20 protein-coding genes are annotated in these 22785 nt (G+C 68.4%); 10 read left to right on the forward strand and 10 right to left on the reverse strand.

Annotated features, from left to right (window positions below):
• The first annotated feature begins 65 nt into the window (after positions 1-65).
• On the forward strand, positions 66-476 hold the full coding sequence (locus IEY81_RS06940) for a GPP34 family phosphoprotein (protein ID WP_373292221.1): 411 nt from the start codon (positions 66-68) through the stop codon (positions 474-476).
• A 461-nt stretch (positions 477-937) separates the two neighbouring features.
• On the opposite strand, the gene metG is transcribed toward IEY81_RS06940, so the two are convergent.
• The 6 genes from metG to IEY81_RS06975 form a co-directional block, all read right to left on the reverse strand.
• Positions 938-2743 carry a methionine--tRNA ligase gene (metG, locus tag IEY81_RS06950; RefSeq protein ID WP_189117739.1) on the reverse strand — a complete coding sequence of 602 codons (1806 nt, stop codon included), beginning with the start codon at positions 2741-2743 and terminating at the stop codon, positions 938-940.
• Between the two features lie 62 nt (positions 2744-2805).
• Positions 2806-4017 (reverse strand): peptidoglycan recognition protein family protein, encoded by a 1212-nt coding sequence (locus tag IEY81_RS06955; RefSeq protein ID WP_189117740.1) that lies wholly within the window; start codon positions 4015-4017, stop codon positions 2806-2808.
• A 99-nt stretch (positions 4018-4116) separates the two neighbouring features.
• On the reverse strand, positions 4117-4668 hold the full coding sequence (locus tag IEY81_RS06960) for a TIGR03086 family metal-binding protein (protein WP_229787470.1): 552 nt from the start codon (positions 4666-4668) through the stop codon (positions 4117-4119).
• 12 nt (positions 4669-4680) lie between these two features.
• Positions 4681-5232, reverse strand: coding sequence for a TIGR03086 family metal-binding protein (locus tag IEY81_RS06965; RefSeq protein ID WP_229787472.1), 552 nt, complete (start codon positions 5230-5232; stop codon positions 4681-4683).
• Positions 5233-5288: 56 nt separating this feature from the next.
• The gene (locus IEY81_RS06970; RefSeq protein WP_189117742.1) at positions 5289-5930 is read right to left on the reverse strand and encodes a mycothiol-dependent nitroreductase Rv2466c family protein; all 642 of its coding nucleotides are present in this window, start codon (positions 5928-5930) and stop codon (positions 5289-5291) included.
• A gap of 42 nt (positions 5931-5972) precedes the next feature.
• The gene (locus IEY81_RS06975) at positions 5973-7625 is read right to left on the reverse strand and encodes a CHAP domain-containing protein (protein ID WP_189117743.1); all 1653 of its coding nucleotides are present in this window, start codon (positions 7623-7625) and stop codon (positions 5973-5975) included.
• Positions 7626-7827: 202 nt separating this feature from the next.
• On the opposite strand from IEY81_RS06975, the gene pepN reads away from it, so the two are divergent.
• The 4 genes from pepN to helR all read left to right on the forward strand — a co-directional run bounded on the left by pepN (position 7828) and on the right by helR (position 15392).
• Positions 7828-10389 carry an aminopeptidase N gene (pepN, locus tag IEY81_RS06980; protein WP_189117744.1) on the forward strand — a complete coding sequence of 854 codons (2562 nt, stop codon included), beginning with the start codon at positions 7828-7830 and terminating at the stop codon, positions 10387-10389.
• Between the two features lie 685 nt (positions 10390-11074).
• Complete coding sequence (locus IEY81_RS06985; RefSeq protein WP_189117745.1) at positions 11075-12367, forward strand: HNH endonuclease; 1293 nt, start codon at positions 11075-11077, stop codon at positions 12365-12367.
• Between the two features lie 40 nt (positions 12368-12407).
• Entirely contained in the window at positions 12408-13001 is a 594-nt protein-coding gene (locus IEY81_RS06990; protein ID WP_189117746.1) for a hypothetical protein, read from the forward strand.
• Between the two features lie 147 nt (positions 13002-13148).
• Complete coding sequence (gene helR, locus IEY81_RS06995) at positions 13149-15392, forward strand: RNA polymerase recycling motor ATPase HelR (protein ID WP_189117747.1); 2244 nt, start codon at positions 13149-13151, stop codon at positions 15390-15392.
• A gap of 24 nt (positions 15393-15416) precedes the next feature.
• Here helR and IEY81_RS07000 read toward each other — a convergent pair whose 3' ends face one another.
• Positions 15417-15707 (reverse strand): hypothetical protein, encoded by a 291-nt coding sequence (locus IEY81_RS07000; protein WP_189117748.1) that lies wholly within the window; start codon positions 15705-15707, stop codon positions 15417-15419.
• Between the two features lie 120 nt (positions 15708-15827).
• On the opposite strand from IEY81_RS07000, the gene IEY81_RS07005 reads away from it, so the two are divergent.
• Positions 15828-16778, forward strand: coding sequence for a mechanosensitive ion channel family protein (locus IEY81_RS07005; protein ID WP_189117749.1), 951 nt, complete (start codon positions 15828-15830; stop codon positions 16776-16778).
• Positions 16779-16801: 23 nt separating this feature from the next.
• Here IEY81_RS07005 and IEY81_RS07010 read toward each other — a convergent pair whose 3' ends face one another.
• Positions 16802-17227, reverse strand: a complete 426-nt coding sequence (locus IEY81_RS07010; protein ID WP_189117750.1) for an OsmC family peroxiredoxin — start codon at positions 17225-17227, stop codon at positions 16802-16804.
• Positions 17228-17324: 97 nt separating this feature from the next.
• Between IEY81_RS07010 and IEY81_RS07015 the strand changes: the two genes are divergently transcribed.
• Both IEY81_RS07015 and IEY81_RS07020 read left to right on the forward strand, forming a co-directional pair.
• Positions 17325-17696 carry a globin gene (locus tag IEY81_RS07015; RefSeq protein WP_268244487.1) on the forward strand — a complete coding sequence of 124 codons (372 nt, stop codon included), beginning with the start codon at positions 17325-17327 and terminating at the stop codon, positions 17694-17696.
• Positions 17697-17815: 119 nt separating this feature from the next.
• Positions 17816-18430 (forward strand): hypothetical protein, encoded by a 615-nt coding sequence (locus IEY81_RS07020; protein ID WP_194501165.1) that lies wholly within the window; start codon positions 17816-17818, stop codon positions 18428-18430.
• 6 nt (positions 18431-18436) lie between these two features.
• Here the strand turns inward: IEY81_RS07020 and IEY81_RS07025 are convergent, their stop codons facing one another.
• Positions 18437-19291, reverse strand: a complete 855-nt coding sequence (locus tag IEY81_RS07025; protein ID WP_229787474.1) for an acyl-CoA thioesterase — start codon at positions 19289-19291, stop codon at positions 18437-18439.
• Between the two features lie 111 nt (positions 19292-19402).
• On the opposite strand from IEY81_RS07025, the gene IEY81_RS07030 reads away from it, so the two are divergent.
• Positions 19403-20617, forward strand: coding sequence for an acetyl-CoA C-acetyltransferase (locus IEY81_RS07030; protein ID WP_189117752.1), 1215 nt, complete (start codon positions 19403-19405; stop codon positions 20615-20617).
• Positions 20618-20742: 125 nt separating this feature from the next.
• Here IEY81_RS07030 and IEY81_RS07035 read toward each other — a convergent pair whose 3' ends face one another.
• Positions 20743-21222: a MarR family winged helix-turn-helix transcriptional regulator gene (locus IEY81_RS07035; protein ID WP_189117753.1), complete on the reverse strand. Its 480-nt coding sequence runs from the start codon at positions 21220-21222 to the stop codon at positions 20743-20745.
• Positions 21223-21441: 219 nt separating this feature from the next.
• Between IEY81_RS07035 and IEY81_RS07040 the strand changes: the two genes are divergently transcribed.
• Positions 21442-22734 (forward strand): MFS transporter, encoded by a 1293-nt coding sequence (locus IEY81_RS07040; RefSeq protein ID WP_229787476.1) that lies wholly within the window; start codon positions 21442-21444, stop codon positions 22732-22734.
• Positions 22735-22785: the final 51 nt, after the last annotated feature.

Consider the following 22785-nt stretch of genomic DNA (forward strand, 5'->3'; position numbering starts at 1 on the left):
GCGGAGGACCTCATGCTCCTGGTCCTGGAGGATCTCCGCGGCCGGCCCTCCCGAAACCTCGACCGGTGGACCCTCGACCTGCTGGTGGGTGGCGCGCTGGTCTCCTAGCTGGCGAGTGCCCAGGGTCGACCGCGGCCGGCGCCCTGCTCCGCAGCTGCGGCATCAAGATGTTCGAGCATCTCGTCGACCGCCTCGTCCACCGCGGCCTGCTACGCGAGGAGCAGGAGAAGCGCCTCATCGGCACCCGGACCGTCTGGCCGGCCACCGACGTGACCTACAAGGAAGAGGCCCGCCGCCACCTCCTCGCCACCCTGGTCCACGGCGTCCATCCGAGCCAGCGCACCGCCTATCTGGCCTCGGGCCGCGGCCGGCGCAGTTTCGGCTCGGGAGGTGGCGGCGGAGACTGGGGCGGTGACGACTGGGGCGGAGGCGACGGCGGTGGAGGCGGTGGAGGCGATGGCGGCGGCGGCGAGTGACCGCCTCGGCCTACGCTCGCCCGAACCGCGCCGGGTAGCCCGCTCGCGTCGACGGTGGAGATGGCGGTCGACGCTCACTATGACCGAGGGTCCGAACTTGTGAAGGATTCACAAACTCGGACCGTCTGTCATAGCGAACCGGATTCGCCCCCGCCCGAACCTCGCCAGGTCGTCGAACCCGGCGGTTCCATGCTCCGTAGACCGGCCGCTCCCCCGCCGGCGCCGCGTCGTAGCGTCGGCCGAACAGCCGACTCTCCCAACGCCACCGGTCTCCACCCGGATGTGCGGTCAGCCCGCCGGCGTAGGGCCAGTCGGCGTGGAACTGCAGCGTGACGCTCATCGTCGCGCGGCGGCCGCAGCCACGAACTCTCGCACCAGCGGGTGGACCGGGGCTCCGGCGAGGGCACCGATGTGCGGCTGGAACATGCTGGTGACGTAGGACGGGTGCTCCGGGAACTCGATTACTCCGGCTTGATCCCCAGCCGGTCGAGCTCCTCGTCGATGAGCGCGGGGTCGAGCTTCCGGAAGACCGGGGTGGGCTTGGCGACCGGGGTGCCGACGACGATCTCGTGGCGCTCCCAGCTCGGAGCGCCGGAGTAGTCGCCGGTGATGATCGGGTATGCCTTGCCGGTGTCGAGGTCCTCGGCCTCCTCGATGCGGGGCATCGGGGCGACCTCGCCCTTGCCGCCGAGCGCCTTGTCGATCTCGTTGGCGGAGAACGGCAGGAACGGCGACAGGATCAGGTTGAGGTCGGCGACGCACTGCGCCATCACGTGCAGCACGGTGGCGAGGCGCTCGCGGTCCGCCGGGTCCTTCGCGAGCTTCCACGGCTCGAGGTCGGTGACGTACTTGTTGACCTCGCCGACGGCGCGCATCGCCTCGCCGATCGCCTGCTTCTGCCGGTGGCGGCTGATCAGGTCACCGACGGTGCCGAAGGTGGCCTCGACGGTGGCCAGGATCGTGCGGTCGGCGTCGGTGAGCTCGCCCGCGGCGGGCAGCTCGCCGAAGTTCTTGGCGATCAGGGTGGCGGTGCGGTTGACCAGGTTGCCCCAGCCGGCGACGAGCTCGTCGTTCGTACGCCGCACGAACTCCGCCCAGGTGAAGTCGGAGTCGTTCGACTCCGGGCCGGCGGCGGCCACGAAGTAGCGGAACGCGTCGGGCTGGTAGCGCGAGAGGAGATCGCGGACGTAGATCACGATCTTCTTCGAGGAGGAGAACTTCTTGCCCTCCATCGTCAGGTATTCGCTGGAGACGACCTCGGTGGGCAGGTTGAGCTGACCGTACGCACCGGGCTCACCGCCCTTCGAACCGTTGCCGTTGTAGGCGATCAGCTCGGCGGGCCAGATCTGGGCGTGGAAGACGATGTTGTCCTTGCCCATGAAGTAGTAGGCGAGCGCCTCGGGGTCGCTCCACCACTGCCGCCAGGCCTCAGGATCGCCCGAGCGTCGGGCCCACTCGATCGAGGCCGACAGGTAGCCGATGACGGCGTCGAACCAGACGTACATCCGCTTGGTCGGGTTGTCGCGCCACCCGTCGAGCGGCACCTTGATGCCCCAGTCGATGTCGCGCGTCATCGCGCGCGGGCGGATCTCCTTGAGGATGTTCTGGCTGAACCGGATGACGTTGGGACGCCACAGACCGGTCTGCTCGCGCTCGTCGAGGAACTCGTGCAGCGCGTCGGCCAGGGCGGGCAGGTCGAGGAAGAAGTGCTGGGTCTCGACGAACTCCGGCGTCTCACCGTTGATCTTGGAGACCGGGTTGATCAGCTGGTCGGGGTCGAGCTGGTTGCCGCAGTTGTCGCACTGGTCGCCACGCGCGCCGTCGGCGCCACAGATCGGGCAGGTGCCCTCGATGTAGCGGTCCGGCAGGGTGCGGCCGGTCGACGGCGAGATCGCGCCCTTCGAGGTCTGCTCGATGAAGTAGCCGTTGTTGTAGACCCCGAGGAACAGCTCCTGCACCACGGAGTGGTGGTTGGCCGAGGTGGTGCGGGTGTAGAGGTCGTACGTCAGACCGAGCGAGGTCAGGTCCTCGACGATGATCCGGTGGTTCTTGTCGACGAGCTCCTGGGGCGTCACGCCCGCCTCGTCGGCGGCGATCAGGATCGGGGTGCCGTGCTCGTCGGAGCCGGAGACCATGAGCACGTCGTGGCCCGCCATCCGCATGTACCGACTGAAGACGTCGGAGGGTACGCCGAAACCGGCCACGTGGCCGATGTGGCGCGGGCCGTTCGCGTACGGCCAGGCGACTGCGGACAGAACGTTGCTCATGCTCCCATCCTAGGGAGCAAGCGCCATTCGATTTATATCGACACCACGCACGACCCCGGAGGTCACGGATTGAACATCTGGTCCCGCTTGTAGGCGTACTTCCGGATCCACGGCAGCCACTTGGCCAGCTGCGCCCCCGGGCAGGAGGTCTCGTTGGTGTGGAAGTGGCCGTCGATGACCCAGACCCGGACCCGCCGCCCGGCGGGGAACCGGTCGCTCCCCTGGGAGATGGTGACCAGCTTGCCGCGCTCGTCGCGGCCGGCCATGTCGAGCTTCCAGGCGGCCATCCGCTCGGTCTTGATGAGCGCGTCGTCGGAGGGGCGCTTGTTCTCGAAGTTGCCGATCAGCGCGATGCCCATCGACTGGTGGTTGAAGCCGCGCGTGTGCGCGCCCTTCACGAGCTTGTTGATGCCACCGGAGCGACCCTCCCAGGCACGGCCGTACTTGTCGATGAGGAAGTTGTACGCGATGTCGAACCACCCCAGCGACCTGGTGTGGTAGCTGTAGATGCCGCGGATGATCCCCGGCACGTCGCCCTTGGAGTAGTTGTTGCTCGTGGCGGTGTGGTGGATGTGCACCTGCTTGAGCGAGCTGTTGTACTCCGGGCGGCCGTTGCGCCAGGAGTTGTTGGCGCCCCACTGCTTGCGCGTGTAGATCACCGGCCGCGGCGCCCACTTCGGCTTCGCCCGCGCGGCCCTGGCGCTGGGTGCGCTGTCGTCGGCGCTGCCGTAACCGAGGTCGTCGGCCTGCCGCTTCGGCGCCTTCACGTCCTCCTGCGGCCCGGTGTTGATCAGGGTCAGCTTCAGGTCCTTCGGCTGCGCGCCCCCGACCCGCACCTGTACGCCGCTGGCTCGACCGGTCCACACCGGCTGGGTCCCGTGGCGCTCGACCTTCCCCTTAGCCGCGGCGGACTCATCCGCGTCGGGCAGGTCCTCCTGCGTCGGCAGCGTCTGCCACTCACGCCACTCGTCGGACTTGCTGACCCGCACCTCGACCTGAGGCGCCTCGTCCCCGGTCCAGGAGACGCCGACCATCGAGAAGGTCGTCGTCGGCAGCTTCTCGGTGGAAGCCGCGTCGCCGGACCGCTCGGTGAGCCGCGGCGGCAGCTTCACGTCGCGGGTGGCGATCCCGTCCTCGAGGCGGGGCAGCTTGATCACGTTGCTGTCCTCGGCGGCGGCCGGACCGATCGCCGATCCGAGAGCGGGCACGAGCATCGTCGCGCCCAGCGCGACTGCGGTCAGGGACACGGTGATGACGCGGGGGAAGCCAGCCATACCCTTGATTTTGAAGAATCAAGGGCCCGACATGCCGCAAACGCACGTGTTCGGAGTGTCGAAACCCCCGGTGGTCGAGCTTGTCGAGACCCCCGCAGGTCAGGCCTGCGGCACGAACGGCACGGGCCGCCCCGCGTACGCAGCCAGATGGTCGTACGCCCCCGCCCCCTCGGGCGCCGAGAGCGCGTCGGCGAAGGCACGCCCCTTGCGCACCGGCCCGAGGATGCGGTCCATCGCGACGACCGCGCGCTGGGCGACCGCCTCGTCGAGGTCGTCGGTCGGACGTCCGAGCGCCGCGCAGAGGTCCCAGGTGTGGACCGCGATCTCCGTGGACTGCCAGTCGGGGTCGACCATGATCATGTCGTCGGCGCCGACCTCGCGCCACAGGTTGATCAGCGCGTTGCCGCGGGTGCGCAGCTCCTCACCGAGGTTGACCGCGTAGTCCTCGCGGCCGTCCCACCCCGGCGGCGTGCCCTGCAGCATCGTCACGAAGACGCGCGGCTGGGCGATCATGTGGTTGGCCAGCTTGCGCAGGTCCCACTCCGGACAGGGAGTCGGCCGGGTCAGGTCGTCCGCCGTGACGGTGTCGAGAAGCTCTGCTGCCTGCGTCAGGGCCCGCTGCAGCGCGAGCACTCCCATCTGGTCAACCACACGACCATGGTCTCAGGCGATGCGGCGTCCAGCGAAAGCAGCCAGCCGCTCGTACGGCCCGGCACCCTCAGGAGCCGTCACCTCGGCCGCGAACGCGCCCGAGCGCATCTCCGGCTTCAGCGTCGCCCGCATGAACTCCAGCCCGACCTCGGCCAGCTCCGGGTCGAGCTCGGAGGTCGGCACCCCCAGCGCCTTCGCGAGGTCCCAGCCGTGGGTGGCGTACTCGGAGATGATCAGGCCGATCGGCACGACCGCCCCGCCCTCCCAGCCGTCGGTGCCGGGACCCTGCTGCCAGGCGTGGAGAACGTCGTCGGCGCCGACCTTGAACGCCGGCCCCCAGCTCTCCTTGACGTGTGGCGCCGGCGCACCCCAGTCGGGCTCGCCGCCACGCAGCATCGTGACGAAGTTGCCCCCGTCCGCGATGACGTGGTCAGCCAGCGCAGCGACGTCCCACTGCTCGCACGGCGTCGGCCGCGAGAGCGCATCCGGGTGCACCCGGTCGAGCAGATCGCCGGTCTGGTCCAGCGCCCGCGAAAGGATTCCTGCCTCGTCTTTGGTGGTCACCCTGGCAACGTACGACTGCTCTGCGGCCACGTCACCGCCAATTTCGCTCCGTCGGGTCAGCTGAAGTCGAGGTCGTGGACCCGGGCGCGCTTGAGCTCGTAGACGTAGGGGTAGGCGGTGATCAGCTGGAAGCCGTCCCAGAGCTTGCCGGCCTCCTCGCCCTTCGGCGCCTTGGAGATGACTGGGCCGAAGAAGGCCGAGCCGTTCATCGCGATCGTCGGCGTGCCGACGTCGTTGCCGACCTGGTCCATGCCCTCGTGGTGGGACTTGGCGATGTCCTCGTCGAAGGAGTCGTCGTCCATCGCGTCGGCGAGCTCGACCGGCAGCTCGACGGAGGCGAGCGCCTCCTCGATCAGTGCCCGGTCGAAGTCGCGCCCCTCGACGTGACGACGGGTGCCGAGCGCCGTGTAGATCTCGGCCAGCTTCTCCTGCCCGTACTCCTGCTGCACCGCCATGCACACCCGCACCGGCCCCCACGCGGTCGAGAGGAAGTCGCGGTACTCCGGCGGGATGTCCTTGTCCTGATTGAGGTACGCCAGGCTCATGATCCGCCAGGTCACCTCCACGTCACGCACCTTCTCCACCTCGAGGATCCACCGCGAGGTGATCCAGGCGAACGGACAGGCGGGGTCGAACCAGAACTCGGCGGAAGTCTTCTCGGGGGTCTCGGACTGCGTGGCGGGAGTGGTCTGTGTCATGTCGACACTGAACCACTCCCGCCGCAGATCTGTTCCGATCCGTCACTTGACGGTGGTGAACGCACCCCCGCTCGCCCAGTAGGCGACGGCGTCGCCGCTGTAGGAGGCGGTGATGGCGTAGTCGCCCGGAGGGAGCTTGACGAAGGTGACGCCGGCCTTCCCTCCGCTGAGCGACTTGGTGACGGTACGCCCACCGTTGGTGGTGATCTTGACGTGACCGGTCGGGGCGTAGCCGGCGGCGGTGACCCTGACGGCCACCTCCGCCTGCTTGGACCCACCGGTCGCGGTGACCTTGACCGTCGGCTTGACCCGGACCCGGCCGCTGGGACCGTACGTCTCGGTCAGCCTCTCACCGCTGGCCGAGCGGGCGGACACGGTGACGCTGAGGCGGTGGCCGACGTCGGCCTCGGTCGGGCGGTACTTCGCGGACGTCGCCCCGCGGATCACCGCGCCGTCACGGGTCCACTGGTAGGTGAGGTCCACCTTCTCGTTGAACTCGCCAGGGTCGACCTGCATCAGGCCGCCGAGACGGGTGCCGCCCTTGACGAAGCCGCCCTTGGTCTGCGCCAGGCCGCCGTCCGGGGTGTCCGGCTCCTCCGGCACCTTCGGACCGCCGACGATCGAGGAGGCGAAGGCGTAGGACTGCTTCGGCTTGTAGCCCGGCTGGGCACCGACGACGACCGCGCCGATCCTCTTCCCGGAGGCCGATGCCGGCACCTTCAGGAAGCGGGACTTGGTGCGCGCGATCAGCTTTTTGTCCGCGTACCACTTGACCTCGCCGATCTTGGCCGACGGCGTGTACACCGCTCCGCCGACGGCGATCTTCGATCCGACCTTCTGCTCGCCGGTGATCTTCGGCTGCTTCACGACCTTGAACGTGCCCTGCTTGATCGGCGGCAGGACCTTGCTCATGGTCTTGGCGTTGGTGTAGTCCTTGCGGACGCCGGTGAGCACGGCCGCGATCTGCTTGCCGGCGAGGCCGCCGGGGATGCGGAACGTCTTGTTGGTCGCGCCCGGGATCGGCTTCTTGTCGACGATCCACTGGTAGCGGATCTTGTTGGGGTTCGGGCTCCACGAGCCGGTGTTGACCGTGACGGCCTTGCCGACCTGCGGGGTGCCGCTGACCGTGGGCCGCTTGGTGACCGAGAGCCGGCGGTCGTTGAAGTGGATGAAGCCGGTCGGGTAGTTGACCGAGTCCTTGCTGATCCGCCGCCAGCTGAGGTCGCTGCCGTGGTTGGACTCCGAGATCGTGATCGACCCCGAACCGACCTTCTCCACGATCGCGACGTGCCCGAAGCGGCTCGCGCTGGGGTGCGAGGAGTGCCACCAGGCCACCGACCCGACGGTCGGCGTCCGGTTCGTCACCCGGCTCATCGCGATGCCCCAGTTGGTCGCGTTGCCCTCGCCCGACCAGGGCCGGACGTTCGGCAGACCCGTCTGGATCAGCTTGTACGCGACGTAGTTGGTGCAGTTTCGACCGGCGTACATCCGCCAGTACATCTTGCCCCAGGCACTCTCGTACCCGCCCGTGGAGTAGCCCTTGCTTCGACAGTCCGAGAAGCCGGAGCAGAGCGTGATGGAGCCCGCGTGCGCCGGTGAGGCCAGCTTGGGGATGACTTGCACACCGAGGCCGACGAGCAGCAGAACCGCGCCGGTGACCAAGGTCCGGCGCAGCGCCCCGCTGGGCTTCCCCACCCGGCGGGACTCCTGTGAATACTGGTGTTTCTGTGACTTGAGGGGCACATGAGCACCCTAGAGAAAGTTGTCAATCATTGATACCGGTGTGTCGGAATTACAACACTGTATTTTTACTTTTCACGCTCAGCGACGGCCAAGATCGACTAACAAAGCCCGTTATAAATGTCTCGAATCCCGGGCAGGGTGAGAGGATCCCGGCATGCCTGGAACCAATCTCACGCGCGCCGAGGCCACCGCCAGAGCTGCGCTCCTCGACGTCCTCTCGTACGACATCGAACTCGACCTCACCACGGGTCCCGAGACCTTCGGTTCGACGACGACGATCACCTTCACGTCCACCGAGGCCGGTGCCTCGACTTTCGCCGATCTCGTCGACGCCACCGTCCACGAGATCACCCTCAACGGCGTCGCGCTCGACCCCGCGGTGGCGTACCAGGACTCTCGGATCCTCCTCGACGGCCTCGCCGCCGAGAACGTTCTCGTCGTCAAGGCCGACTGCACCTACTCCCACACCGGCGAGGGCCTGCACCGCTTCGTCGACCCCGCCGACGACCGCGTCTACCTCTACTCCCAGTTCGAGGTGCCCGACGCCCGCCGCGTCTACACCACCTTCGAGCAGCCCGACCTCAAGTCCGTCTTCACCTTCCACGTGACCGCGCCCGAGAGCTGGAAGGTCGTCTCCAACGCGCCCACGCCCGAGCCGGTCTCGACAGGCTCGACCACCGATGGCGGGGAGAAGGTCGCCCGCTGGGACTTCGAGCCCACCAAGAAGATGTCGACCTACATCACCGCGCTGATCGCCGGTGAGTACCACGAGGTCCAGGACGTCTACGAGGGCAAGTTCGGCACCATCCCGCTGGGCCACTACTGCCGCCAGTCTCTGGTGCCCTACCTCGACCGCGACGAGGTCGTGAAGATCACCAAGCAGGGCTTCGAGTTCTTCGAGGACGCCTTCGACTTCCCCTACCCCTTCGGCAAGTACGACCAGCTCTACGTGCCGGAGTACAACATGGGCGCGATGGAGAACGCCGGCGCCGTGACGCTGCGCGACGAATACCTGCCGCGCTCCAAGCAGCCGCGCTCCTTCTACGACTTCCGCGCCTCGGTGATCCTCCACGAGATGGCTCACATGTGGTTCGGCGACCTCGTCACCATGAAGTGGTGGGACGACCTCTGGCTCAACGAGTCCTTCGCCGAGTGGGCCTGCTACCACGCGCAGACCAACGCGACGGTGTTCACCGACGCCTGGACCGGCTTCACCAACGCGCGCAAGCAGACCGGCTACCGCCAGGACCAGCTGCCCACCACCCACCCGATCGCCGCGGACAACTACGACCTGCAGGCCGTCGAGGTCAACTTCGACATGATCACCTACGCCAAGGGCGCCTCCGTGCTCAAGCAGCTGGTGGCGTGGGTCGGGCTCGAGCCGTTCCTGGAGGGGCTGAAGGCCTACTTCAAGGAGTTCGCCTACGGGAACTCCGAGTTCAAGGACCTGCTGCGCCATCTCGAGGCCGCCTCCGGCCGTGAGCTCCAGGGCTGGGCCCAGGAGTGGCTGCAGACCGCCGGCGTCAACACCCTCGCGCCCGCCTTCGAGCTGGCCGAGGACGGCACGTACGCCTCTTTCTCCGTCAAGCAGACCGCCGCCGAGGAGTGGCCGACCCTGCGTCGCCACCGCATCGGCCTGGGCCTCTACGACCTGGTCGACGGTGCGCTCGTCCGCCGCGACGCGTTCGAGATCGACGTCCGCGACGAGCTGACCCCGGTTCCCGAGCTGGAGGGCGTCAAGCAGCCCGACCTGCTGCTGCTCAACGAGGGCGACCTGACGTACGCCAAGATCCGCCTCGACGAGCGCTCGCTCGCCACCGCGCTCTCCTCGCTGTCGGACCTCGACGACTCGCTCTCGCGCGCGCTGATCTGGGGTGCCGCCTGGGACATGACCCGCGACGCCGAGATGCGCGCGAGCGACTTCGTCGAGCTCGTGCTCGCCAACATCGGCCAGGAGACCGACGCCTGGGGCGTCACCCGCATCCCGGTCTTCGCCGCGCAGGCGGTCAACTCCTTCTCGGCCCCGGCCAACCGCGACGCCCTCAAGGCGCGCTGGGAGAGCGGCCTCAAGGGCCTGCTCGAGGCCGCCGCCCCGGGCAGCGACCACCAGCTCACCTTCGCCCGGACGTACGCCTCGGCCGCCCGCTCCGAGGCCGCGATCGCCGACCTCAAGGCGCTGCTCTCCGGTGAGCTGGCCTACGACGGTCTCGACATCGACCAGGACCTGCGCTGGGCGCTCGTCACCGGCCTGGCCGCCTCCGGCACCTACGGTGAGGCCGAGATCGACGCCGAGCTCGAGCGCGACAACACCATCTCCGGCAAGGAGAAGGCCGCCGCCGCCCGTGCCTCGCAGCCCACCGCCGAGGCCAAGGCAGCCGCCTGGGACTCGGTCGTCGTCCGCACCGACGTCGCCAACGAGACCGCCCGCTCGATCGTGCTGAACTTCCAGCGCTCCGGCCAGGACGACGTCCTCGCCCCCTACGTCGACCGTTACTTCGAGGCCGCCGACACGCTCTGGGAGCACCTCGGCACCCACCGCGCCTCGACCGTCCTCGAGTTCATCTTCCCCAAGCCGGCGGCCTCGCCGGAGCTCCTGGAGAAGGCGGACAAGTGGCTCGCGACGTCTCCCGCGGAGCCTGCCGCGAAGCGGTACGTCCGTGAGGGCCGCGACGAGGTCGCGCGTGCGCTTGCTGCCCAGGAGCGCGACGCTTCCTGACGTTCGTGCTCAGCTGAGGGCCCGGCTTCGTTCGCGAAGCCGGGCCCTTTCGTTTTTGGTTCCACCGAAGGTCGAGCTTCTCGAGACCGAGCCACCGGTGGTCGAGCTTGTCGAGACCCCCTGCGAGCGGACCTCGGTCAGCGACTGTGTTTTCGTTCGAGGTTCGCCGCCGACCCGATCACTCAGTGTTTCTCGATCACGCGCCGCGTCAAGGACGGGCTTCGCCCGCCGCTTGCGCGGTGGCCTTCGGCCATCCTTGACCCGGCACCCGATCGAGAAAGATCTCCGCCAATATCGGGGCGGCGGCGAGGAGTGTGGCGCGGGCTCATGAGACCTCGAAATAGTCGACGCCAAGCCATGGTGAGGACCGCTCGCCTCCGCTGGTCGAGCCGCCGGAGCCCCTGGGCGGAGGCGTGTCGAGACCAACACAGCCCTCTTCCCGGCCGATCGCGTTGAGGCCTACGCACCGGAGGTCGAGCTTGTCGAGACCCCCCTTCGCAGACACACCAACCCACCGGCACCCCGGTGGTCGAGCTTGTCGAGACCCCCTCGCGGACCCACCGACCCACCGGTGGTCGAGCTCGTCGAGACCACCCTCTGAGCAACAGTTCAATGACCCTAATAAGACGGTCTGACTAGGACAAATAGGTCGCGCCACCACCTCGTTTCGCATATAATGAAGCGCATGAACGAGACCCCCGACCAGCTCCTCACCGGACCACCACCAGGTGCGTCCGAAGGCGAGTTGGTCGACTGGATCGCCGGTCTCGAAAACCTCAAGTGCCGTGCCGAGGCGATCCAGGCCGAAGCCGCCGTACGCCTCGACGAAGCCACCCGAACACGCCATGCTGAGGCCGGCGTCCCCGCCCAGAAGGTCGGCGACGGTGTCGCCTCCCAGATCGCGCTCGCCCGACGGATCTCTCCCGCCAAGGGCGCGAAGCTGCTGGGACTGGCGAAGATCCTCATCGGCGAGATGCCCCATACGTTCGCGCTGATGAAGGCAGGCTTGTTCTCTCAATGGCAAGCGACCATCCTCGCCCGTGAAACTGCCTGCCTCTCGCTTGAGAACCGTCAGGTCATCGACCACGAACTCTGCGCGGTCAGTTCCCATGGAGAAACGCCAAAGGTCGTCACGATGGGCCTTCGACAGCTCGAGAACACGGCCAAGAAGCTCGTCATCACTCTCGACCAGGAGTCAGTCGTGGCTCGCGCCGCCAGCGCGGAGAAGGACCGCCGCGTCAGCCTGCGCCCCGCACCCGACACCATGACCTGGCTCGGAGCCCTGCTTCCCGTCAAGGACGGCGTCGCGGTATTCGCCGCCCTCGATCAGGCAGCGAAGGCCGCGCAAGCAGCCGGCGACCAGCGGACCCGAGGCCAGGTCATGGCCGACACCCTCGTCGACCGCGTCACCGGCCGCGAGACCGGCGCGAAGCCGAAGATCGAGATCAAGATCGTGATGACCGCCGACTCCCTGACCAACAACGCCGACCAGCCCGCCATGGTCGAGAGTTACGGCCCCGTCCCATCCGCCTGGGCACGCGGCGCACTCAACGACGCCGAAGTCTTCGTCCGCCGCCTCCTCACCGACCCCACCGGCCAACTCATCGCCATGGAGTCACGGTCCCGCAAGGCGCCCGACGGACTAGCAGAGTTCATCGCCACCCGCGACGAAGGCATCTGCCGCACCAACGGCTGCGACGCCCCGATTCGCAACATCGACCACATCGAACGCTACGCAGACGGCGGCAAGACCTCAGCGGACAATCTCCAGGGCCTCTGCGAAAGATGCAATCAAGCCAAAGAGTCGATCGATTGGCGTTCGACACCCAACCCCGACGGCAGCATCACCACCATCACACCGACCGGGCACGCCTACACCAGCCCACCGCCAGACACCTGGCGACCAGACCCACCACAACTCTCACCAGCAGAGCGGAAGCTCCGCCGCGTACTCGTCGCACACGGCCTCGCCGCGTAAACCGGGTGAGATCGCCGCGCTCGCTTCTTAGGGTGCCTGCATGAGCTTTACTTTCGACGTTCACCCTCGGCATGCCTCCTGGCTGGCCAAGTCGTTCCCGAGGGGATCGTGGGAGCCAGTCTCGCGACTGCTGAGGATGGGGCCCGACGGGTTCGAGGCGTACGCGCGGGTCCTTGCGCTCCCGGACCCGGAGTTCGAGGGGCAGTCCGAGAACGACGTCGATGACGACGAGACGCTCGACGAGGGGGTCGCCGACATCGGGATCGTCGGGGCGACCGTTCAGGTGATGAGCGAAGCCGCCGGCGAACGGCTCTTCTTCCTGCTCTGGGAGGGGTGGCCCTACCGGCCGGGGCTGCCCGACAAGCGACTCGTCCAGGTGGCGGGGATCCGGCAGTACGTACTCGCGCAGGGGACGCAGGCCGGGTGGCGGAGCTGGATGGGTCCGACCCAAAACCGCGACTACCCGCCGGGTTTCGTGTGGCCCGCCGACCGGAGCTGGTGCATCGCGTACGACACCGACTCGCACTTCGCCGGGGTCGGTGGCAGCTCCGAGGCCATCGGTCGCCTGCTCGAGGACCCTCGGATGACGGTGGTGCCGGAAGGAACGACCGGACTCCCTCCGGCGTACGAATGACCTCGAAAACCACGAACGGAGGGGAGATCTCTCCCTTCCGCTATCTACTTTATAGCCGACACAGGGGCTTGTTTCAAGGCCCCCGACTTGGGGCAGAATCTCCTCCTCGAACAGGCAAAATGCCTGTTCAGAAGGGGATTTCAACACATGCAGGCATTCGATCTCGCGGGTCGTCACGACGCCAAGGCCGACCCGATACTGATCGCCGATGACGAGCAGCACTTCGCTGCGATCGGGCAGAGTCTCGATGAGCAGATCTCCGAGCTGAACGAGCGGCTGGACGAGGTGCGCCGCCGCCCGGGCGGGCACGGGCAGGAGGCGATGGACCGCGATCTGGAGGTGCACCGGATCGGGTCGCAGTTGCGGATGCTGCGCCGGTTCAGCCTGGACCTGTGTCTGGGGCGGATCGTCACCGAGGGCGGCAGGACCATCTACATCGGCCGGCTGGGCCTGACCGCCAGCGACGGGCGCCGCCTGCTGGTCGACTGGCGCTCGCCGGCCGCCGAGCCGTTCTTCGCGGCCACCCACGCCGATCCGGGCGGGCTGCTGAGCCGTCGCCGCTACCGCTGGACCAACGGGCGGATCACCGACTACTGGGACGAGGTCTTCACCGCGGAGGGGCTCGAGGGTCACGCCGCTCTCGACGACCAGTCGGCCTTCATCGCGACCCTCGGCAGCAGCCGCTCGGCGCGGATGCGCGACGTGCTCGGCACCATCCAGTCCGACCAGGACGCGATCATCCGGGCGTCGTCGCGGGGCGCGCTGGTGGTCGACGGCGGCCCCGGGACTGGCAAGACGGTGGTGGCTCTGCACCGCACGGCGTACCTCCTCTACTCCGATCCGCGGCTGGGCGAGGGCAAGGGCGGGGTGCTCTTCGTGGGGCCGCACGAGCCCTATCTCTCCTACGTCGCGGACGTGCTGCCGAGCCTGGGTGAGGAGGGTGTACGCACCACCACGCTGCGGCGGATGGTGCCCGAGGGCGTCTCGTTGCTGCCCGAGACGGACGCGGAGGTGGCGCGGCTCAAGGCCGACGCCCGGATGGTCGCGGCCATCGAGCCGGCCGTGGCGCTCTACGAGAAGCCGCCGACGAAGGCGACGCTCGTCGAGACGCCCTACGGCGACGCGGTCATCACGAAGGGCGACTGGGCCGAGGCGCTCGCCGCCGCCGAGCAGGGCGTGCCCCACAACGACGCTCGCGACCAGGTCTGGGAGGCGCTGCTGCGGATCGTGACCGAGAAGATCCAGGCCAACGCCGGTGCCGACCACGACTACGACTACGACGCCGACGCCGGCGCCGACGCCGACGCCGACGACTGGGGCGACGCGGAGCAGGAGGAGGAGTTCGACGCGTACGGCCTGGTCGACGAGGACGCGGTCGACGCCATCCACGCGTCGCTGGAGGCCAACGCCGGTCTGCGCGAGGTCTTCGGCCAGGTGTGGCCGCGGCTGCGGCCGGCCGACATCGTCGGCGATCTGTGGGAGGTGCCGGCGTTCCTGCGGATGTGCGCGCCCTGGCTCACGCCAGAAGAGGTGAAGGCCCTCCAGCGCGAGGACCCCCAGGCGTGGACCGAGGCGGACCTGCCGCTTCTCGACGCCGCCCACCGACGGCTCGGCGACCCGGAGGCTTCACGGCGTCGCGCCGCCCAGAAGGCAGCGGCGGCGGCCGACCGGAAGGCGAAGGCGGAGGTCGTCTCCGACCTGATCAGCAACGACGACTCCGACATGGTGGTGATGTCGATGCTGCGCGGCCAGGACCTGCGCACTGCGCTCCTCGACGACACCGTGCGCGAGCCCGACGAGCGCGACCCGTACGCGGGGCCGTTCGCCCACATCGTCGTCGACGAGGCCCAGGAGCTGACCGACGCCGAGTGGCAGATGCTGATCAGCCGCTGCCCCTCACGCAGCTTCACGATCGTCGGCGACCGGGCACAGGCGCGTCACGGGTTCACCGAGTCGTGGCGGGAACGGCTCGAGCGGGGCGGGCTGGGCCGGATCGAGATGGCCGGCCTGAGCATCAACTACCGCACGCCCGAGGAGGTGATGGCCGAGGCCGAGCCGGTGATCCGAGCGGCACTCCCCGACGCCAACGTGCCGACGTCGATCCGCGCCTCCGGCATCCCGGTAGTTCACGGCTCGGTGCAGGATCTCGATGAGATCTTGGACACCTGGCTCGCCGAGAACGAGGAGGGCATCGCCTGCGTCATCGCCGCCGGCACGCCTGACACCGACGAGGGCCGGGTACGCCGACTGAGCCCCGAGCACGCCAAAGGGCTGGAGTTCGACCTGGTCGTGGTCGTCGACCCCGGGTCGTACGGGACCGGGATCGAGGGTGCCGTGGACCGCTACGTCGCGATGACGCGGGCGACCCAGCAGCTCGCCGTCCTCACCTGAGGACGAGCGACTCGGACAAGTAGGTCAGTGGGTCGTGGCGGGGAGGTTGTCGTCCTCGCCCTTGTGGGGCTTGGGCAGCAGCCCCTCGCCACGGAACACACCCGGCAGCAGCACGAGCAGGGAGATGACCACCATCAGGATCACCGGGATGAGCAGGATCAGCAGGAGCAGCGCGGCGGCGGTCATGTCGTCGGACACGGGCCAGCCGTGGGGGACCGCCGCGTTGGCGGGCCCGGCGGTAGCAACAGAGGCGACGACGGCAGCGGTGGCGGAGGCGCCGAAGAGGCCGGCGCGGCGCAGGATCTGGTTGCTCACGGGGCAGATACTAACCGGCGTACCTGCTGGTTCTCACCTCTGCCCCTGGTCAGCGTGACGACACCCGATGCCCACCCGGGGATTGGCAGGTCGGCTTGATCGCCTTGGATACTGGAACCCATGTCCATTCCCCCGAACCCTCCCCTCGTCTCGGTCTCCTGGTCGACGCTCGGCGAATGGGTGATCGGCATCCCCCTGCGCATCGCCGGCCTGATCCTGCTGGCGTTCGTGCTCCGCTGGGTGCTCCACCGGGTGATCGACAAGGTCGTGGTCCGCGCCGTCGAGGCGCCCACGCTCGCCAGCAAGATCAGCAAGATGCACGAGACCCATGAGGCCATCACCGCCTCGTCCCGGCGAAGTCAGCGCGCCAAGGCGATCGGCTCGCTGCTCAAGAGCGTGATCACCGGCATCCTGGTCGCGATCTTCGCCACCATGATCCTCTCCGAGCTCGGCATCAACATCGCCCCGATCATCGCCTCGGCCGGGATCGTCGGTCTGGCGCTCGGTTTCGGTGCTCAGTCGCTGGTGCGGGACTACCTGTCCGGCATCTTCATGATCATCGAGGACCAGTACGGCGTCGGCGACAGCATCGAGGTCAACAACATCAGCGGCACCGTCGAGGCCGTGACGCTGCGGATCACCCGGCTGCGCGCGCTCGACGGCACGGTCTGGTACATCCCCAACGGCGAGATCCTCACCGTCGGCAACCACAGCCAGAACTGGGCCCGCGCCGTCATCGACGTCGGCGTCGGCTACCAGGAGGACCTCGGCAAGGTGCAGCGCGTGCTCCGCGAGGTCTCCAACGACCTGTGGACCGACGACGAGTTCAAGGGTCAGATCATCGAGGAGCCCGAGGTCACCGGGGTCGAGGCGCTGGCCGCCGACTCCATCACCGTCCGGGTGCTCATCAAGACCCTGCCGCTGAAGCAGTGGGCGATCGCGCGCGAGATGCGCCAGCGGATCAAGGCCCGTCTCGACTACGAGGGCATCGAGATGCCCTTCGGCCAGCGGATCATCTGGCACCGCGAGGACAAGGCCGCCGCAGCCGAGGAGGAGAAGGCGAACGCCTGATCCTCCCCGGCCGGCCGTGATGCTCAGGCCAGGGCGGCGTCGAGCGTGATCGTGGTGCCGGTGAGCGCCTGGCTGACCGGGCAGCCCGCCTTGGCGGCCTCGGCGAGGCTGACGAAGGTGTCGTTGTCGAGACCCTCGACCACGCCGCGGGTGGTCAGCTTGATGCCGGTGATGCCCTTGCCCGGGGTGAACTCGACCTCCGCGCTGGTCTCGAGGCTCGTCGCCGGGGTGCCGTTGTCGGCCAGGCCGTTGGAGAAGGCCATCGAGAAGCAGGACGAGTGGGCCGCGGCGATGAGCTCCTCGGGGCTCGTCTTGCCGCCCGGCTCCTCCGTGCGAGCGGGCCAGGAGACGTCGTAGGTCCCCAGGCCCGAGGAGTTCAGCGTCACCTTGCCGGCGCCCTCGAAGAGCGTGCCCTCCCAGACGGTGGTGGCAGTGCGGGTGGTGGCCATCGTTATCTCCCAAAGATCGAGTGCGTGCGTACGTCACGATCCTGCCACGGCCCCGTGGCGTACGCAGGGTGCACAGGCGCGTGGAACAATTGCCCGAGTGACGTTCTATGAGGAGATCGGCGGGATGGACACCATCCGCACGATCGTGGCCAAGTTCTACGAGGGCGTGGCGACCGACGAGCTGATGCGACCGATGTACCCGGAGGAGGACCTCGGTCCGGCGCAGGAGCGACTGACCCTCTTCCTGGCTCAGTACTGGGGCGGCCCGACGACCTACTCCGAGCAGCGCGGACACCCGCGCCTGCGGATGCGCCACGCTCCGTACGAGGTGACCTCGGAGGCTCGCGACCGCTGGCTCGAGCACTTCCGTGAGGGCCTGGACGCAGCCGGGCTCACCCCGGAGCAGGACGCGCAGTTCTGGGCGTACGTCGAGCACGCCGCGAACTTCATGATCAACACCCCGAGCTGAGCCCTCTCCGGGTGAGAAACGCTGACAAAGGTCCCAACCCTCGACATCTGCCGTAAGCGCTGAGAGGCTACTGGCCTCAAGCAGAACAATCTGCGGACACTTGCCATCTCGGAGGACGCATGCGGGCAGTTCAGCGGACGATCGTCGGAGTGGGGCTTGCGCTCGTCACCATCACCGCGATGGCGCTGCTCATCATCGGCCCTGACTCGATCGACCTGGACCCGTCCAGCCGGCCCGCCTCGCAGACGTCCGGGACGAGCGCACCGCTCGCCGACTCCCCCGACCTCTCCACCAGCATGCCCGAGCCGCCGCGCCCGGTCGCCGCCGACGAGGACGGCTCGGTCGGGACGCTGCCTCCGGCGCCGGGCGCCTCGGACGACGACCAGCTCGTCTCGCGCGACCTGGTCGCGCCGCCCGCGGCGGCCGGCAAGAAGAAGGACACTCCGGTCGACGGCCGGGCACTCGGGGCGCGGAACGCACGGGCGAACAAGGGCCGTGGGCCTGTCGGCCAGCAAGGCAAGCCCGACGTCGGCGCGGCCCAGCAGGGGTGGCGCTGGGGCGAGCAGGAGCGACCTGGCGGCCGCTACGGCGCCCAGGACCCCCGCGACAGCCGTGGCGACGACGGCGACCGCGGCGGCAAGGATCGCACCGATCGTGACGACCGCGACAGCTGTCGGCGACACCACCGCTACGACCCCTACGACCGCGACTGCGACCGCCGCGGCTGGCGCTGAGACCCGCTAGAGCACGGCCTCGACGGCCGAGCGCACCTCGGGGCTGGGCTCGACGGCCTTGCCTGACTCGAGGTCGTAGAAGACCAGCGTGACCTGCCCTCGGGCGAGCCGCAGGTCGCCGTCGGCGATCTCGGACTCGATCGTCATCGACTTGGTGCCGAGCCTCGAGACGTAGCTCCACACGTCGTACGGCTCCGAGCGGGCCAGCACTGGCGCGTGATAGGTCACGTCGGTCTGCGCGACCACGACCGAGGGCCACTTCTCGAGGTCGGCGTTCGAGCTGAGCCGCTTCATCAGCGCCAGCCGCGACTCCTGGAAGTACTCGAAGTACTTCACGTTGTTCACGTGCCCGTAAGCGTCGACATCGGAGAAGCGGACGTGGAGCGGGAAGTGGCCGTCCTCGAGCCGCTTCGGCTCGCCCAGGGCGAGCGGCTTCGACGGGGCCTTCTCGAGGTAGGGCTCGAGGTTGGCCTTCTCCTCAGGCTTGAGCCGGCGCGGCGACTCGGTGGCGAAGACGTACGGCGCCAGGACGGTGCTCGCCCGCAGGAAGACCTTGCGGGAGCCGTCGGGCTTGGTGCGGAAGATCTCGTAGGCCATCGTGAAGCTCGCCGCCCGGATGTCGGTCACCCAGGACTCGACGTAGACCGGCTTGAAGTCGAAGAGCAGCGGAGCGACGTACGTCACCTGGTGGCTGGCCACGACGACGCCCTCCGCGAGCCCCTGGGTCTGCGGGCTGCGGGCGTGGGTGCGCAGCATGTCCACGCGTGCCTCTTGGAGGTAGTCGACGTAGACGACGTTGTTGACGTGACCGAGCATGTCGAGGTCGGCCCATCGCATCGGGCATTCATAGAGGTGGCGCACGGGGCGATCCTTCCAGACGACGTTGGGCACTGGGTCTGGTCTCATCGCCGGGTCCGGGCGAGTATGGTGTCGAGCACAGTCCTACCTACTCATCAGTAACCGGGAGTCTTCATGCCTGAGGCAGTCATCGTCGCCGCCGCCCGTACCCCGATCGGGCGCGCCAACAAGGGATCTCTGAAGGACTTCCGTCCCGACGACCTCGCGGCGTTCATCACCAAGGAGGCCGTCGGGAAGGTCGAGGGTCTCGACCCGAACGACATCGACGACCTGCTCCTGGGCTGCGGCCTGCCGGGCGGCGAGTCCGGCAACAACATGGGCCGCGTGGTCTCGGTGCTGAACGGCTGGGACAAGGTGCCCGGCGCGACCATCACCCGCTACTGCTCCTCCTCGGTGCAGACCTCGCGGATGGCGCTGCACGCGATCAAGGCCGGCGAGGCCGACATCATCGTCTCGGCCGGTGTCGAGACCGTCTCCCGCTTCGCCAAGGGCACCTCCGACCACCTGCCCGACACCGTCAACCACCTCTTCGACGACGCCCAGTCGCGCACCGCCGCGACCGCCGCCTCCAACGAGAAGTGGCACGACCCGCGCGAGGACGGCCTGCTTCCCGATGTCTACATCGCGATGGGCCAGACCGCGGAGAACCTCGCCACCTCGCGCGGCATCTCGCGCCAGGAGATGGACGAGTTCGGCGTACGCTCCCAGAACCTCGCCGAGAAGGCCATCGCCGACGGCTTCTGGGCGCGCGAGATCACCCCGGTGACCACGCCGTCGGGCGAGGTCGTCTCCGCCGACGACGGCCCGCGTGCCGGTGTCACCCTGGAGGCCATCTCCGGCCTCAAGCCGGTCTTCCGCGAGGACGGCACCGTCACCGCCGGCAACTGCTGCGCGCTCAACGACGGCGCCGCCGCCGTCGTGGTCATGTCGGACACCAAGGCCGCCGAGCTCGGTGCCAAGCCGCTCGCCCGCATCGTCTCCACCGGCGTCTCCGGCCTCTCGCCGGAGATCATGGGCCTCGGTCCGGTCGAGGCGACCCGCAACGCGCTGAAGTACGCCGGCATGTCGATCGGCGACATCGACCTCGTCGAGATCAACGAGGCCTTCGCCGCCCAGGTGATCCCGTCCTACCAGGACCTCGGCATCGACATCGACCGCCTCAACGTCAACGGTGGCGCCATCGCCGTCGGTCACCCCTTCGGCATGACCGGCGCGCGCCTGCAGAACACCATGCTCAACAGCCTCGACTGGCACGACAAGACCACCGGTCTGATCACCATGTGCGTCGGCGGCGGTCAGGGCATGGCGATGATCCTCGAGCGCATCTGACCCGACCGTTTCCCCGCCGACTCGGCGCATCTGCCCCGGGCGAGAGCGCCGAGTCGGCGCATCTGCCCCGGGTGAGAGCGCCGAGTCGGCGCATCTGCCCCGGCTGAAGGCGCCGCGTCGGCGCGTCAGCGCATCTCGATGCCGGGGCGGTCGCTGATGAGGTGGTCGGAGACGGCGTTCATCACGCGACCCAGGGCGGCGAAGTCGTCCTCGCTGACCAGATCGATGAGGTAGTCGCGTACGCCGGTGACGTGGACGTGGGCAGCCTGCCGGAGCAGCTCGAAACCCTGCTCGCTCAGCATGGCGACGACGCCGCGGCCGTCCTCGGGCGAGTTGCGGCGCTCGACCAGCCCGGCCCGCTCCATCCGGGTGATCGTATGGGTGACCCGCGAGCGCGAGTGAGCCAGGGAGTCGGCCAGCTGAGCCATCCGCATGGCGCCGTCGTTCTCGGACAGGCGTACCAGGATCTCGTACTCCGGCAGCGAGAGGTCGAACTGCGCGCGCAGATCAGCGTCGAGCCGATCCTCGAGCAGCGTCATCCCCATCATCAGCGCACGCCACGAGCGCTGCTGCTCTTCGTCCAGCCACCGAGTCTCATCACCCACAGGGCATTACGTTAGCCCGATCTCGGTGTACATCTTTGCACTGGCACCCGATTACGGCACGGAAGGCATCTCGCGAGGGCTCGATCGGAGTTCGGGACGAGAGGCCTGCGAGTCCTGGGACCTAGGGCAGATCACGCCTGGGACCTAAGCCCGAGCACGACAGATGACGGCCCGCAAAACAATTCGCCACCGCCTCTGGGTAAAGGCGAAGATTGAACGGTGTCGACTCCCCCTCTCGGTCTCCGAGACTTCATAGCCGCCCTTCCGCGCGAGGGCCGCTGGCTCCTGTCGACGGTCGCGATCCAGCTCCTCGGCCGCGGCATGACGCTGCCCTTCACGATCATCTACCTGAACGAGGTACGCGGCTTCGACCTCGGTCTCGCCGGCACCCTGATGGGACTGATCGCCATCGTCGGCTTCGTCGTCACCGGTCCGGCGGGCTCGCTGATCGACCGGTTCGGTGCTCGCCCGGTGATCCTGGGAGGTCTCGTCTGCGCGATCATCGGTGACGTCGTGCTCGCGTTCGCGGCGACTCCGGTGCTCGCTGCCGTGGCTCTGTGCCTCCTCGGCGTCCAGGCCGGAGTGTCCTGGCCCGCTGCCAACGCTCTGGTCGCCTCCGTGGTCGAGGGCGAGCTGCGACAGCGTTACTACGGCGTGAACTTCGCCCTGATCAACCTCGGCATCGGCGTCGGCGGCGTGATCGGCGGGCTCTTCGTCGACGTGGCCCGGCCCGAGACGTTCACTCTCGCCTTCCTCATCAACGCAGCGACCTTCACCATCCCGGTCCTCGTCCTGCTCGGCCCCTTGCGCCACACCCACGGCCGGGCCGCGCGCCCCTCGGCGGACGAGCCGCACGCGACCGCTTCCTACGCCACCATCCTGCGTCGTCCGGAGGTCGGCTGGCTGGTGGTCGTCGGCGTGCTCCTCGCGACGCTCGGCTACGGCCAGCTCGAGAGCGGCTTCCCGGCCTACTCGCGGCAGATCTCCGAGGTCTCGACGCGGGTCGTCGGGTTCGCGTTCGTGGTGAACTGTGCGGTCATCGTGCTCGCCCAGTTCTGGGTGATGAACCGGGTCAGCGGCAAGAGGCGTACCCGAGTGCTCATCGCCACCGCGCTCATCTGGGCCTTCGCCTGGTCGATCTTCGGTGCGACCGGGCTGGCCCCAGGCTCCGTGGCGGCGATCGTCGGCGTGGTCGCATTCCAGGGGATCTTCTTCGCCGTCGGCGAGACGCTCATGCAGTCGGCGTTCCCGGCGCTGACCAACGAGATGGCTCCCGATCACCTGCGCGGGCGCTACAACGCGATCAACTCGGCCTCGTTCCAGACCGGCGCGATCGTCGGACCGATCCTGGCCGGCTTCCTGCTCGAGCACGGGCAGTCGACGATGTTCATCGCGTTGATGGTGCTCGGCTGCGTGGGGATCGCTGCCGGTTCGATCCAGCTCGAGCGCCGGATCCCGCCTGCGGTGAACGGCGTACGTCCGCCGGAGCCCCAGGAGCCCGCTTCTCTGTGACAGATGCGCCGACTCGGCGGCCCTGGCTGGGGCAGATGCGCCGACTCGGCG

This window comes from Nocardioides luteus, assembly GCF_014648595.1.
GTDB lineage: Bacteria > Actinomycetota > Actinomycetes > Propionibacteriales > Nocardioidaceae > Nocardioides > Nocardioides luteus.